This is a genomic window from Niallia sp. FSL W8-0635 (genome assembly GCF_038007965.1).
Taxonomy (GTDB): Bacteria; Bacillota; Bacilli; order Bacillales; family Cytobacillaceae; genus Niallia.
This window is the reverse complement of sequence record NZ_JBBOYD010000002.1, coordinates 76,906-92,581: the sequence shown is the minus strand read 5'-3', so window position 1 is coordinate 92,581 and position 15,676 is coordinate 76,906. Positions and strand designations below refer to the sequence as shown.

The window sequence follows — 15,676 nt, the reverse complement described above, 5'->3', positions numbered from 1 at the left end:
CCTTTCCTTGTTATAGGTCGTTTTTAGGATGTTTTAAATAAATTGAAATTATAAGTGAAAAAACAGTCCCTACTACGGAAAGGCAAAAGGTAAATAATGTCCATTTTTCTCCAAATTGAAGCTTAAACCAATCCTGTGCTCCACTTGTAAAATAACCTAATAATAGTGAGCCAATAAACAATGGAACCGTTAGGAATCCATCATAAATAGATTCAACAGTTAGAGATTGTTCTTCTTCTAACATTTCTTCTGTATCCTCTATTTGTTTTGTTAGAACTAAGAGGGAATGTAATACGTTTTCTTTATACTTATAGCCTTTTAAAATAATACTTCCTAATCTTTTTGACCAATTGGTTCCAGTTGTATAAGTGAAAACTTGAATGCTATCTCTCAATTCTTGTTCATTTCGAGATAACTGAAGATCAGTAATTAAGCGAACTGTTACTTTTCTTAAACTTTTATTCTGTATTTCGTTTTGCATGGCACTTAAAGCGTAATAAATATCATATTTATTAACACTATAGGCTTGGGTTAGTTTCTGAACCATACTTAGAAATTCTGTACTCATGACATATCTCAATTTGTTTAATTTTATCCTTAACATTAAATATGGTACGGTCATCAGAAGTAACCCGAATAGTAGGGCGATAACAAAATCTTTTATTAAATAATAGATAAAAGCGAAACTAGTCAAACCAAGTAATGAGGTGAATAGGAGAAATACTCCAGTATCATTGTCACTACGATGATTACTTGTAGTTCTTATTAATAAGCTTATGTGTTTAAAAAAAGGGTGCTTATAAGTATGCGATTCAGGTGAAGCATTACCACTTTTGATTCTTCTTATTCGATACTTATAATTAACTTCTTGATACTTTATTTTGACTGAATCCATCATAATCTGATAGGAAATATAAAGCCCAGAAACGATTACGATGGAATAGAGAACGTAATTGATACCAGATTGCCAAAGCCATTGAAAATTATTCATTTAAAGCACCATCTAATAAATCATTAAGAATATTATCCTTTTGTCTCTCGTATTCGCTCATTGGAAAAAGTTTTTCTTTCTTCTTTAGATGATTTAATAGAATTTTAGTATCCTCTACACTTTCTTCAGCCATTAGATATAAAAGTTCCTTACTTATGTTAGAAGAATAATAGTATTGTCTGCTTATTGGGTGGTAGCGAACGAGATCTTGTTCTTTTGGTTTTTTTTCGATTTCATCCCATATAATTTCTGTTACACCGATAACCCTTTTCTTTCTTCTATCTCTTTCCGCGCTCAGGGAAATGACCAAGTCAATATTTCTCGCTACCCTCTCTTGTTCGTTATCAAATTTCCGATTGGGAAATTCATCTAATAAATGTCGGGTAATCTGAGCAACGATATTTTTAACGGCTGTTAAATGGTAAGTAGAAAATGCACCGCGTTCTCCTCTTTCACAAGCTTGTAAGTACCCCTCAGTTTCTAGAGAACGAATTTCCCCAACAGTAATATAGTCATGTTCCATACGAAGAAGTCTTGGTACGGCATGATGTAGGTCTCCTTCTGTGGCCTGAACTTCATAAATTAAACGATCTTTTAAATCCTCGGTTAGATTTAATTCAAAATGTTTTTCTAATACTGCAATTGTGTATTCAGGTGGTCTTTCGCGTATCATAGACTTCATAAAAGTTGTTTTTGCAGATCGAACTCTTCCAGCAAAAATGGTGTTAGCCATGCTTCTTGATAAGGCTCGATAAAAAGGAACATCATCTTGTGGGATTGTTCCTAATCTTGCTTGTTCTTCTAAACTGTTATTTTTAATTACGAATCGTCTAAATACTATAATGTCTAGTTTAGTTCTAGGATTCATCATCATGGTGATTCGCGAACCATCTTCTCGTTCTATTTCCAGTTCTGGTTGCTGCTCATTAATCAGTGCTTCTTTTGTTCTTATTTGAAAAGCTTTTTTTATACGATTTACGACTGCTGTACTTTCAAATTCTTCTGGTTGTTTTTGAAAATAACCATTTTTATCGATCCATAATTCTGTCCCTCTGATAACAGCTGATTCACTATTAGGTTCCTTATCCCATTTATGTAGAATACTTACGCCCCATACTTCATGGAAAATAGCTTCTGGTAAAGAATCATAAAAAGAGGGATATTCATCGGACGTAATATTCTCTTTTTGTAAGACTTCGTTTATTTTTGTTATAAAGTAAGATATAGCTTGTTTGTCACCAATAACTGCTTGGTGCTGTCTGTTTAACCAAACATCATCACTATTTGAATCTTCGTTTATTAAAGAGGAAGATTGATCATTTTCTACAGATTCAGCTATTATGATACTTTGTAGCTCTTCTTTAACTTGGTTACAAATTAAACGAAATGTCTTTTTTCTTTCATAGGTAGTTACAAAATCTTTTTTTAACCCTTTTTCCTCAATAGTTTTAGATAACCATTGGGAAGGCTCAAACTCACTTTCTAATCCTAATGATTGTTCTGTATCATTTTTAGCTGCATTTGAAGTCATTTTTTCGCCTCCATTTTACCGGTTAAATATAGATAAAAATCCTTTTTTATCTTTGTGCGTCTTCATATCTTCTTTTTCTGTTAATTTAGCTTCAGCAATTATGACATTGGCTAAAACATCTATTGGCTTGTTATAGCTACTATCTGAAAAATCGTATAGTAATTTTTTCTCAAAAGTAGCAATGGATCCTAGCTCCTTCATATCTGGTATTGTGACAACTCGATTCATATTTAGTTCTTCCTCAAGTTTTTTTTCGCTTATTAATGCATTCGCAGGTTGGAATTTATTGATAACAAGCATAAAATCATCATTTTTCCCACCAGAAGGTTCAATTATTTGTTGGTATAGATAAGGATAATATCCTCTATAGCCTTTCTCTTCTTGATTAGTAACAAGAAATTTCATATTACTACTTAAGTAAGCTTGTGCTGCAAGTGCAGAATCAAAGTGAGTGCCCGAATCGATTAAAATTACATCAAATAACTGTTGAGCTGTTTGAATCAAATGTTCAATTTCATAAGGTTTATAAAATCTTTGCATTTTAATATCGCGGTTGCCGGCCAAATGATAAAAGGAATCATGATAATAAATAGCTTCGGATAACCTGTTTATCGTTAAATTTTTGACATTGAGATCTACTTTCAAATCATTTAAATATTGACCCTGATACAAGTAAAAATAATCGGCTGGATCCCAACTATTTAAACTCAAAACTAAAACCTTTTCTTTTACTTTGAGTGATAATGCTCTTCCTAAATTTAAAGTAGTAGAGGAAACACCAGCACCATTATGTGTGCCAAATATGCCAATGATTCTCTTTGATAAATAATCATCTTTATTCGTTAGGTTATTGATACAGTATTCAACTACTTGAAGTTCTGTAGAATATTCATGAATAAGGGTTACTTTATATGCTGCACATAGTCTTGTAATTGTCTTAGTAAATTGTTCGCTCTTGATTTGACTAGGCTTAAAATACATGGGAATAGAGGGATATTTCTCTCTAACTACTCCTATGTTATTGATGTCAAATGAATCTCCATCTAATAAAACAGCATCCATTTTTTCCTTATTTGAATAATCAATATTGCCCATATGAGCATGGAGGTTGTCCATTTTGTCAATTAGTTCTTTGTAGATAGAGTTTTGACTAAAAATTAATATTTCCATTACATGTCCTTCTCCCTATTGATAAGTTATATATAATTTTGCTCCTTTACCGAGCACTTCGTTCATTAACTTTTTAAAGTCCTCTTCATTTAAAATAATCTCCAAATCACTTATGCTTGAAGTAGCATTAAGTCGTTTATCCTCTTTGTTGTTTTCTGATGATGAGATTACCTCTTTATTACTCGAATCTTTTACATAAACAACCTTTATTGATTTTAAGAACGGTTCACTTTCCATTGAATTAGATATTTTTTCGATCTGTTCTTTTGTATCCTCAGAGCTAGTAGTAGATGGACCATTTTTATTTAAATTTGTAGTTCCATCGTTATAAATCAAATAAATATTAACGGTATCTTTTCTTCTTAAAGAACCAGGCATTGCATAAATCATTTCTTTCGTTATAGGGCGAATAGCTTCGCCTTCCTCTTCATTTGGTAAAAGTTCGTCGTAATCTATCATTGTTTTACTAAGAAGTGAATTCCCTTGGATAATTTGATTAGCATCTAATCCAATAATTTCATCCACTTCTGCAGGTAGGATGACGTCATTCATTAAAGTTTGTTTAGGTCTACGTTCTATCAGTATCTTATCTTCTGTAATAGGTTCATTTTTTAATATTTCAGAAGAGGGCTTAATCACTACAACCTCTGTTGAATCAATTCGTACTCGTAAAAATTGATCATAGAATAAGGTTAAACCGATAGCTGATACACCTACCAATAGACCGCTGATTATTTTGATGGAAGGTCTTTTAAAGAAATTCATTCGTTTTGATTACCTCCTGGATTCGTTTTTTCTATCTTAATTTTTCTATTGAAGAGTTTGTTTAATATCCCGCTTGCTTTAGTTTTCAAGAGTTTATTAGGAAGTAAAAGTTCTAATATAGGTACCAAAAGTTCATTTACTTTGCTTTTATAATCCTTATAGTCGTTAAGGAATATCCCTTGATACTGTGCTTCATATACATCTTCATCTTCAAAAGAGGGAATTATAGAGATTAATTTATCTTTAAATAAATCTTGAATTAAGGGATTTTTCTTTATTTTTTCATTGAAACGATTACCAATGATATGTGTTTTCTCAGATTCGATAAGGCTAGAGAATAGTGGATTTTCACCAAGCCCTTGAAGTTGGGTGACATCTGAGTCAAGAACAATGAATAGATGATCTGCTATCTCTAATAAATCAGTGACTACCTCATTGTCTAAGTTGCTACCAACATCAATAATCGTTACAAGTGATGAATTAGTGTAGAGTAACTTTATATAATCCTCAAAGCTAATTCCTACTGGTTCCTCACTTAAAGTGGGATTATGACATATAAGTTCAACACCATCACGAAACCACTCTGTTTGAATATCTGAAGTATTCTCTTGTTGTGCACTCCACTTATTTACGTAATTTGGAGCAAATTCATGGCCATAAAAACGGTCATATGTATAGGGATTTAGCAAGGGATCTTCCACATATAATGTGCTAACTTGGTAATTTGCTATGCTACGAGCTAATATATGTGAAATAAATGTTGTACCATTGCGTTGGTAAAAGCTACCTACAAGGATAGTTTTCTTCCTAACTGGAACACCTACTACTTTTTCACTGGGTGCATTATGTACGTGAATTGAGTATTCCCTTTTTATGACATTTTTTTGAACGATTCTTTGTACGATAGTTTTTTCTTTAGTGTTTTTTTCTTTGTGTGTTTTACCGTTCTCATTTTCGTTAACAGATTCCTCTTCCGAATCTTCTTCCAGTAGAGAGGGAATCACTTCACCATCGATACTAAGAGAGTTATTGATAAAACGTGCTACTTCTGCGAATGAGACTTTCCCTTTTAACTGGTTTATAAATTGTTCAATATCTATTCTTTGGGTATTGAATATATCAAGTACTCCCATACTAACTAGTCGAGAAAGAAGCGGATCATTGCTTGATCGTTCGCATAGGAAAACAATTCTTAATGCGTCGTCGAAATCAAGTCGGAGTTGTTTTATAATACTTAACAGCTCAATATCTTTATCTTTTTGATTTTCTTGCATGGATTCTAAATAAGTATCATGCACAATTAGTATTGAAGGAGTTTCTTCTTTAACAATTTCATAGAGATATTTTCGATGTAAAATTTCTTGTTTACTTAAAGTGAAATCTTCAGGATACTTTGAAAAGGTCTCAATTAAAATCTTGGTATAGGTTTTATCACCTACCGCTATAAGAACCTTCTTTGTCATACTAAAACTCCTTTAAAACAAAAAAACACCCGAACACAAGGCAATTACAAAGAATTGTCTTACATTCGGGTGCTTCCCGTTAGTCATTATATTAATTTGCGTATTTTCGGTATGAAAGTCTTCTAGAATCCTAGAAGACATTTACATTTAAAAGAGAAAGATTGACGACGATTCAATCTTTAAAATTATAGTATCATGTTACTACTCCACATTCAAGTTAATTATTAACAAAAAGTATTGAAAAATTTAATTATCGCTTAAATCAATTTCTGTTACATATGAAAAGTTATATTTAGCTTCTTTTAAGGAGTCTCTTACAAAGAATAAGAAAAAAGTATTAGAAGTTGATATTGAAAAAGCTAGAAAATGCTCCTTAACAATAAATAAGAGATTATTAGTTGTTTTAACATAATATATTTTGAAATATTCTAAATATACCTGTTAAATTACAAATATAAGATTAATTAATATAATAGATATGTATATAAAAATACCTGTAGTTAGCATTCTTTTTAAAATGTCCTAACTACAGGTATCTCTGTTTATTCTGTTTAATCAATTATTTTATCTTATAAAAGTTCCAAGTGTATTCTAATGTTCAGAATTATATTTATCTATCCCTTTTTGAATTTGTGCTTGATCTTTTGGATCATCGAAAAAACTCTTGTAAAATTTTATGTCAGAAGTTCCAACACCGATTTGTACTAACCCAGCTGCAGACTTTAAAGTTGTAGCACTAAAAATAGATCTTCCAACATACCCATAATGAAAATTACCAATTGCTTCACCTGTCATTAAAGATTTATTTAAATCTGAAACTGTATACTTTGTTGTTGTTCCTAATTGAACTTTATAATCCCATACTCCACCGGGTTTAACTCTTTGTGCGAAATATGAACCAGCAACTAGATGTCTAGTTCCAAATACAGCATTGTCATATACTTTTTTAAGTGATTTTGCATGACTTCTAGTTGAAGACATAATACTAATAATTTGCGCCATAGGTCTTATAACAATTTCCCTAGGTACATCTGTAACATAGTTAATTAAAAGATCTTTGTCTACGGTAATTGCTTTTTCAGTAATTAGTACATTTATTTTTTCAATAAAATTCTTTAAAGTATTAAGATCATTCTCCGATAATTTTTCAGCATCTACAAAACTATTATAATTAACATTGAGTGTTTTATCGGAATTTAATGAAACTAGATCTTTATGTTTAAGAAGTAGTGTATAAGCATCTTCATCAGAAGAAACGGCTGTAACATTTAAATCAATTGAATCATTATATATGTCTTCTATAGAATTATTAATTTCATTTAAAACACCATTTGAAGAGTCAGGTTCAGCAGCATAAATATTAGTAGGTGTAAGAATAAATAAACAAGCTATAACAATTATAAATTTAGTTAAAAAAATTCTATTACTCTTCATAACTTTATTACCTCACTATTAAATTATTTTTTAAGATTACTAACCATTGAACCAATCTGGACTAAAAAGTAACCAGACAATAAAAGTATAAGACATAATAAAAATTGAAATTAAGTACCCAATAGTCAAAAATATATCTACACTTTTAAATTTCTTTATAGTTATGGCATTTTTTAAATACATAAGAAATAAAACTAGACCAATTATTAAGCAGACAATATTTATAATTCCTAATAAATAATATCCAGGATATATTGGACTTATAATGTAAATAAAATAGATCAATAAATAAACAAAATCTACTAATAATAACTGAAATAATCTTTTTCTAATAGACATATTTCCCCCCCTTTCTATACTGTAAATTTATTGCTAACTATTCCATTATATAGAAATTTTGTTGTTTTTTCAATTTTTTTTGAAAATTATCAATATTTTAGGTTGGATAATTGATAATAGGTGGGGATAAATTTTGAGAAATTGAGGGGAAATTATTTAAGTCTTTAACTGGTAATAAAATGTAGTTCTTAGACTAACTTGTTCGTCATTATAGTCAATAGTCATTAATACACACAATAGCATAGGACGTTCATTATAGGTCCTTCAAAATATCGATTATAATAATTTTTCTATAAATAAACATGTATTACTAGGATTTCAATCTTGAAAGTTTATTTTGCCTTACTGTTGCAATCAGTGTAAGGCAAAACAAAGTAGTTAGTCCATTCTGATTTTTCTTTTTATTTATCAGCATTCAATCTTCTAATTATACCTGGTATTACGTTTCCTAAGTTACCTTTCTTATACTGTTGTATAAAATCACGATATAGTAATCTTAATATATCCTCTACTACAAATTCATTTTCTGGTTCAACATCTGTAATATCAGATAGCATTACCTCCAATCTAAGTGCTACTTTTCTTCTTAGTGAACATTTAATCTGTTTTGTTTTGGTTGTTTTATTTGGTTTAGCAAAAGTAAGAGGTTGATGCTTATCTTCCGAATAACTATATATTTTTACAAAATAATCATTTCTCTGTTTTAATTCATGATATAAGTCGTAAGGATTGTTCCTATCTTTAACTTGAAATAGAAAGTCATCGACTAAAATACTTATAAGATCTCGTTGGGTAAATTCATAATTTCCCATTGCCTCCGCGACATCTTCACAAAATAACTCCCCTCTCAAATATTCAGAAACAGGGATGAAAAAGGAATAAGGAAGTTTAACTGGGTTAGTTAATTTATTTAATGAAAAGTTTAATAATCTGTCAAAAAATCCATCTGGTCGATACGATAACTCATTAAGTTCCTCTTCATAAACAGGATATATTGGTTTATTTGATTTAGCCATATAAATGACCATCTCTTTCTTTTATTAACATGAATTTCAATAGGCGGTATGCTGCTTCTTTAAGGCTACAATCCCATTCAACTGTCTTATCAAAGAGTAGGTCATGATAGTAAACTTCTAATTTAGCAGGATAAGGCTTGCCTTTTGGGTCATAGGAGTCATCAAAAATTTGGGCATCTTTATATTCTGTTAGAGCTTTTTTTACTAAGAGTGAACAAAAAGGTGTTGGTTGTAGTCCTCTCCTATTTGCCAATCTTTTAATGAGTTTTCTTTCTTCATCTGAAAGAGGAATCTTAACATCCTTTTTTTTATCTATCCTCGTTTTGCGTCCCTCATCTTTTGTTATTGGTATTTTCCGAACATTCCTTATTAGTAATGGATCTTCTTTCTTTTTATGATTGTTGTTAAAAATAGGATTTAATGGCTTCCTTCCATCCATAGCCCTCTCTTCCCCCTCTTCTTTTTTTGTTTTGCCCTACTTTATCTCAGTGTCAGTATGCCAAATTGTTATATTGATAGAGTATGAGGAGGAGGAGAGGTTTAGAACGTATAGAAACTAGAATTTTGGACAAACTTTAAATAGACGAATAATTTTATATAAAAGGAGCTTTTTATATGGCAAAAAAAAACACTGTAATTAGTCCTGTATCTAAGGAAGTTTTAAAACAGTTTGGAGAGCTAGGGAAAAAATCAGCAGCAGTTAAGAAAGTAAAAATAAAAAAATAGCGGTTCTGGATAAGGGCCGCTATACATAATTAAAAGTTCATCTCTTTTAAGGTAATTTGTTCTTTTATGATACTTACAGCATTTTAATAATGATATATAATTACAGGGAAATTTAATTAATAATTCCCCTGCAAATGAACATTTATTCTTTGTAATTTTTGATGTTTCAGTGGTTGATAATAGGCACTCTCTAAATTTTCATTTATTAATTCTTCAACTAAGAAAAGAATATTAAATGGTAATGTATCTAATAACAGTTCTTTATGAATTGCTTCAGCAATAGATATGGTAGATGTATATATAATTACGATTTGCGGATTTTCAGGAAAATCTGAAATTGGTAAATTACCATATTTATTATAGACATATTTCCAATTCTCAAACTTATCTCTGAAATAACCAATAAAGTTTTGGTTCATTTGTGCTCTGTCAATAAGAAAGTTAATATTCCCATTAGGGGTTTTTACTTCTGCTGCACTCATTGGGAACTTATACCGAGCATTATTTGCTAGACGAGCATTCCATTTCCATTTAGAAACAACTTTCTTTTCTATGAATTGGCAGCGAAGCTCATTCATTGATACATATCGTTTTAATCCACCTACACCATAATTATCCCATCTATCAGGGGCCATAAAGAACTGATCGCTATAATAATGTTTTAGTAGCCTATAACCCGCTACCCCTAATGTAAAGGGAGCGGGAGGTCGTGTTTCTTCATCACCCCGTATTCTAACTTTCCATCTATCTACAACACCATTGGTTCTCAATCGATCTAAACGCTTAGAGGTTTCTGACCTACTCATTAGAGAAGACATATATCTACTAATTTGGTCCTCATTTGCACAAACAGCGTCACCTAGAACTTTAATAAGGGTAAAATCCGCTTCATCAATAATTTTTCTGTTTAATAGTGTCATAGCACCTTCTATCCCTGTATATGGGTAATATTTCGAAGGTTTTACATAACTACTTTTAAGTAGTGGATGGTCCCAGAAAGGGATTTCACCATTTCTTGTGGTGAAAACAGGGAAATCGTCCATTACTAAGTTATTTTGTTCAGAAATATTCATTATTCAAAGAGGAATGAAGCGACATCTTTGATTTTCTTTTTACCCCTTGGATACCCCGTAATAGTTACTTTGGCATGTCTTTTATCTTTATCGATGGAGCGGATAGTGCAAGAAACAATATCTCCAACTACTGGCTCTGGCAAGTGACGGGGACGGATCCCTTTAACTTCTAATCCTGCATCTAATTTAACAAATATTCCATGTATGGGGTCTAGATTCGTTACTTTACCAGCGACTGTACTGTTTTGATTATAAAGTTCGATTAATTTTTTAAATGGATCATCTTGAGTATCCCTTCTGCTAACTTGAATAAGATTATTTTCTTTATCAAATCTCAAAACTTTTACTTGTATTGTTTCTCCTCGATTAATTTCATGCTGAATATTTCCATTTTCCCAGCTCCAATGTCTAGCGTTCATAAAGCAATCTGCACCATTAATACGGACAAAAACCTTCCTCGTGTTTGGATTATAACCTCTTACTACACCGTCAAAAATTGTTGACTTTAAGGAATCTTCAGCTTCTAGTGTTACTAATTGTTTCATGAATTCCGCTTTTCTGATATCATCCGCTTTCCTAACTGATACCAATACAATATTGTCTTCAATGTCTATTTGGTCTACAATCACTTCTTGAATTGATCCTGTAAAACCGTTTAATGAACGGAAATCATGATCAGAAAATTCGTTGCTTGGGCAATATGCTGTAATGTTTGTACCTTCTAAGAGAAATGTTGCTACTTCCATCTGTTTTTTTACATATTTTCCATCTTCTAATACTTTGGTTTCCCTTGTTGATACTGCAGTTACAGCTCCTTTAATTATAGTTCTATCTCGCTTAATCTTTGCTAGTTCATTTAATTGGTTGTCATTAACCCATGATGTTTTTAGTGTTTCAGCCATCATTTTCCCTCCTAATAGTGAATTTACTGTAAACATAAAAAACGACCCAAAACAAAAGCAGTTATTCAAACTACTTCGTCTTGGGTCGTTCCCATTAAATATTTAATTTTATTATTTGTTTTTTATGTTTACTAACTTATTGGAATTTTAACCTATATTTTTAATTTTTTCAATACTTACTGAAAATTACCTAGGATATATATTTAACTTTTATCAGAAAATGGAGTAATAAAGTCAAAAGGACTAGATTTTCCTTCTTCCTTTTTCTCAACCTTCCCCTCTTTTGTAGTATCATCAATTTCTTTTATTAAATCATTATAGAATGATTCTTCTTTTTCATCTAATTCTGATACTGATTGATTAGCTAATTCATTCGAAGGTGGTATATTTTTTGAAAATAGTCTTGATACATCAAGGTCAACCACCTCATCATTTATGTTAATTGCTTTTTCGCCTAAAGAAGTTCTTTTTTGTGATATAGGCTTCGTTTTATATGCTTCTTCTTTTATCTCTTTTTTAGATAAATATTTATCGGGGTATCTATCAAATTCAACTAATTCTAATTCTATATCCTCTACAGCATCTTTTTCTGGAAGAGGAATTCCTATTAATGGTTCTTCCTCTTGAAGTGGTATATCAATTATTTCGGATAGCGCTTTATCTGTTTCGTGAAACAATTCCGTATTTAAGGATTTTGACTCTAACCAAATACTAGCACTTTCCTGGATTACTTTTACTTTCGCTTCTTTAAATTCAGCCTTTGGAACAAAGTTTGCATCAATCTGCCTTACAGGTATCGGTTTATTATTAACAACTATTTTCACAGCAGCTTGGAATGGCTCCTGAAAAATTAACTTATTTGGTGTTAGAATGACATCTGTTTTTTGTTGATAGCTACTACCGGATCGCATAACAGGTTCTTCTTGAAGAGGGCTAACAGTCTGTTCGTTTTTCCCTTCTTCATAACTATCCTCTTCTCCTAATAATTTTGAGAATAATTGTGCGTCAAAATAAGAGATATCTCCATAAACCATTTTGTGTCTAAAACCAGTTAACAAAGTATGCATGTACATTTCTCCGTATTTGTCTGCCAATTGAGCTACTGTTTGTGCTGCAACAGTAATAATAGCTTTATATTTTCTAGCTTGCGATATAAATTCTTTAAATGGTAAATAAATATAGTCTGGAAATTCATCGATGATTATATGTGCAAAAGTACTAGTTAGAGGTGTTCTCCTATATACAGCATTCTGTAGGCTTAGCAAAACAAACTTCCCTAAAACGTTAGAAAGACCTCCTAAATCATCTTTTGCCGTATTGACTAATAATATACCGCCTCTATTTAAGTGCTCGTCAAAAGAAAACTCTGATTTATCAAATAGTACGCGTCTTATCAGTTTATTTGCTCCTATATCATTTAGAACGTTTCTTAGCCCCTGAACATATTCTCCTTGTGCGTCAAAATAAGCTGTTTCCCCATAGTATTCGCCTTCTTTAACTTGTTCATTAGCTCCATTTCGACTAGTTTTAGGAATATGGTTCATGTTAAACCAATTATCAATTTGTTTTACGATATCCCAATGGTTTCGTTCATCCCTATCTTTAATAAGGTGATAATCTTTAGGGATAGTTTCCTTTAACTTTAAATGCATATGCCTAACAATTTGAGGATCATTGTACATTTTTAATAAAGTATCAAATTGTGCCTCTGTAGACGGGTCGTGTAATTTTAATAGATAAATATAGTTTTTTAAGTGGTTTCTTTGACTTTGTTGAAAGAAAAAGTTTCCTGTTCCCCCTTCTTGAATTCCATCCATTACCATTGCAAATGCTTCGGCTACCTGGTCAACTGGTCCTTGCATGGGATTAATAGATGGTGTATTGGGGTTCGTAGGGTCAATATAGAATACAGCCTCTTCAGGTATATCATGAGCTTTAACTAATTGAAATGCTTTCTGACACAAATCGTTAGATGGTTCAATTATACTAATACTACTTAAATATGTTCCTCTTATTTCCTCCGTTTTATAATTGGATAATTTAGAGACTTTAGGAAATACATTGATAAACTTTGTTAGCCAGTGCAAATCCTGATTAATGATAGGTAATATTAATGCTGATGTTTTTCCTGTTCCTGGTGGTCCGAATATGCCATTATGTAATGATCTATCTTTACCAGGTTGAATAATAAGTTCTTTAGTTTGAGAATCGGGACCTAGAACAACGTCTGGCCAAACCTCTTCTTTACTATTTCTAAACCATTTTTGTAAATATACATTTTTAAATTCAAATTTTTCAAATGCTTCTTTAATTTGTTTAGAGTATTGGGAATATTGTCCACCCAACCAAATTAAAATAATACTTGTAACTATTGAGGGAGTAAAAACTAAGGTGTAAAACAAAGTGTTAATATCCCCAACAGCTACATTAAACCAAATATTATCTACATGTATGCTATTGATAAGATTTCCTAGGTAAGGAATGAGCGTATTATAAACAGGTGCTGTGATTAACCACATATAATAGGCTGTTATTCCAATGAACATATTCCAAAACCATAGGCTTCTCCACAACTTTTTTTGTGTTTTTTCATATTTTGTACTTACTAACCAAGAGATAATCAAGAAGACTGTACATGTAAGAAAACCAATTAAGCCTGGACTTAAGCTGTTACCAAATAAAACGAAGCTAGGAACACTATTGTAAAACTGCCCAATAACTAAGAAAAGATAGTTACAAATACTTCTAACTGATAAAAAAACAGAGACTAACCCAGTAACTAAAATAGTGATCCCAGGGAGCTTAGGATGAACCTTTAGTTCTTTCAAGTACTCTGCCCCCCTTTTTCTTCTCCAATGTTAGCTGCTTTTCTCCTTGGAGAAGTAATGGCCAATTTTTAGTATCTGTAAATTTTAGTGTTTCATAATTTTTCATTACAATGTCATTTTCTAGTTCTGATCTACTCTGATAAACAATAAGAAGGTGTGAAACCTCTTGTTTAAATTTATTATTTTTGTTCTCTTCTTCTAAAAAATTTATTTTGTTTAATGCAGCAACACTTGCCTCTTCCACTATATTCAAAACTAAAACTTGTTTTGAATTGGTTCTTTCTTTATGAATCAATTCATATTGTGCTATCTCTCCAATGTTATAACTATCATTATGAAATATTTCCTTTTTTGGAAGAGGCACCAATTGATAATTAGAATTGCTTATTTCCATTGATAGTTCAAAAAGTTCTTGTTCAGACTTAAAAGTAGATTTATCAAATGGATAAATTCCTTTTAATATATTGTTTGTAATAATTGGTGAGCGACTAGCTGTAGTAACATAAAAGTGAAGGTTAGAGATCTTATCAGCGCCTTTATGAATTATGGTGTCTTTTATATTTAAAACCCTAGTTCTTCTATCATCATAATACTTTACTGTATAGATATTGCTGTTATCTGCAACTGATATTAATACATAATGTTCTTCCTCAGGTTTGTGTTTACTTAATTTGATGTAATTTCTTATTTTTTCTTTGATTTTTGTCATTGTCTGTAAACCTGTGTCATATTCAATATTTAGAGTGCGACTACCTTTTCTAAATACCCAATCAGGGACAATAAATGGTTCACCAACTTCATTTTTGTAGGTATCTTTGTTGGGATGTATTGAAATTATGTTTTTCCTATTTGTTTTTAAAGCTATGAGAGTATCTATAACCACATCTTGAATTCCTAAATAATGAGAAGAGTTTCTAATGTAATTATTGATATTTATAGCTTTTTCTTCTTCCTTAATAATTCCTTCTTGTTTTAAAATGTTTATACCATTCTTTCCTAAGTAATAACATGATATAGGTGGTTTATTTAGAACGGACTGATATTCTATTTTTACAATAGCGTAATTTGACCACCTCTTTAATTTCTTTTGAATAGAATCCCCTTTATATCCAAATAATTGATTACCATATTTGGTTAATTGCTTATTAGTTAAATAACGGTTAGTCCAAATAAGTGATAATAGCTCCAAATCAGTTAAATTTATCCAGGCTCCTTTTCTTTTTTCATGTTCATTATCAAATCCATACCATACTCTGGCTGATTCCAAATTTCCTCCTCCTTAAATCAGAAAAACCCCCAAAATAGTGAAGAATCAATCTTCATCATTTTGAGGGTTTTTCCCTTTGTATTATTAAACTGTGACTAGTATATCATTTTGGGATGATCCTAACAACTAGAGTTTTATGCATAAATATTAGTATTATTCATTCATTAGGCA

At 31.1% G+C, this 15,676-nt stretch carries 12 protein-coding genes; all 12 read right to left on the bottom strand.

Annotation, left to right across the window (positions count from 1 at the left end; translation table 11 throughout):
* Positions 1-10 precede the first annotated feature (10 nt).
* The gene (locus tag NYE52_RS22720; protein WP_152112365.1) at positions 11-991 is read right to left on the bottom strand and encodes a hypothetical protein; all 981 of its coding nucleotides are present in this window, start codon (positions 989-991) and stop codon (positions 11-13) included.
* Positions 984-2,522 (bottom strand): ATPase, T2SS/T4P/T4SS family, encoded by a 1,539-nt coding sequence (locus NYE52_RS22715; protein WP_016205135.1) that lies wholly within the window; start codon positions 2,520-2,522, stop codon positions 984-986. The genes NYE52_RS22720 and NYE52_RS22715 overlap by 8 nt, the downstream gene beginning before the upstream one ends.
* 15 nt (positions 2,523-2,537) lie before the next feature.
* Complete coding sequence (locus tag NYE52_RS22710) at positions 2,538-3,692, bottom strand: ParA family protein (RefSeq protein ID WP_016205136.1); 1,155 nt, start codon at positions 3,690-3,692, stop codon at positions 2,538-2,540.
* Positions 3,693-3,707: 15 nt separating this feature from the next.
* Positions 3,708-4,457, bottom strand: coding sequence for a hypothetical protein (locus tag NYE52_RS22705; RefSeq protein ID WP_016205137.1), 750 nt, complete (start codon positions 4,455-4,457; stop codon positions 3,708-3,710).
* The gene (locus NYE52_RS22700) at positions 4,454-5,920 is read right to left on the bottom strand and encodes a hypothetical protein (protein ID WP_016205138.1); all 1,467 of its coding nucleotides are present in this window, start codon (positions 5,918-5,920) and stop codon (positions 4,454-4,456) included. The genes NYE52_RS22705 and NYE52_RS22700 overlap by 4 nt, the downstream gene beginning before the upstream one ends.
* 591 nt (positions 5,921-6,511) lie before the next feature.
* Positions 6,512-7,354 carry a polymorphic toxin type 44 domain-containing protein gene (locus NYE52_RS22695; protein ID WP_053215730.1) on the bottom strand — a complete coding sequence of 281 codons (843 nt, stop codon included), beginning with the start codon at positions 7,352-7,354 and terminating at the stop codon, positions 6,512-6,514.
* Positions 7,355-8,094: 740 nt separating this feature from the next.
* Positions 8,095-8,709 carry a hypothetical protein gene (locus NYE52_RS22690; protein WP_016205276.1) on the bottom strand — a complete coding sequence of 205 codons (615 nt, stop codon included), beginning with the start codon at positions 8,707-8,709 and terminating at the stop codon, positions 8,095-8,097.
* A complete protein-coding gene (locus NYE52_RS22685; protein WP_016205275.1) occupies positions 8,702-9,148 on the bottom strand; it encodes a hypothetical protein in 447 nt (148 codons plus the stop codon). The genes NYE52_RS22690 and NYE52_RS22685 overlap by 8 nt, the downstream gene beginning before the upstream one ends.
* A gap of 403 nt (positions 9,149-9,551) precedes the next feature.
* Positions 9,552-10,355, bottom strand: coding sequence for a replication-relaxation family protein (locus NYE52_RS22680; RefSeq protein ID WP_341195281.1), 804 nt, complete (start codon positions 10,353-10,355; stop codon positions 9,552-9,554).
* Positions 10,356-10,507: 152 nt separating this feature from the next.
* Positions 10,508-11,410, bottom strand: a complete 903-nt coding sequence (locus tag NYE52_RS22675) for a S1 RNA-binding domain-containing protein (RefSeq protein WP_047943191.1) — start codon at positions 11,408-11,410, stop codon at positions 10,508-10,510.
* A 203-nt stretch (positions 11,411-11,613) separates the two neighbouring features.
* Positions 11,614-14,238, bottom strand: a complete 2,625-nt coding sequence (locus NYE52_RS22670) for a type IV secretory system conjugative DNA transfer family protein (protein WP_047943192.1) — start codon at positions 14,236-14,238, stop codon at positions 11,614-11,616.
* Entirely contained in the window at positions 14,213-15,505 is a 1,293-nt protein-coding gene (locus NYE52_RS22665) for a replication-relaxation family protein (protein ID WP_341195280.1), read from the bottom strand. The genes NYE52_RS22670 and NYE52_RS22665 overlap by 26 nt, the downstream gene beginning before the upstream one ends.
* Positions 15,506-15,676: the final 171 nt, after the last annotated feature.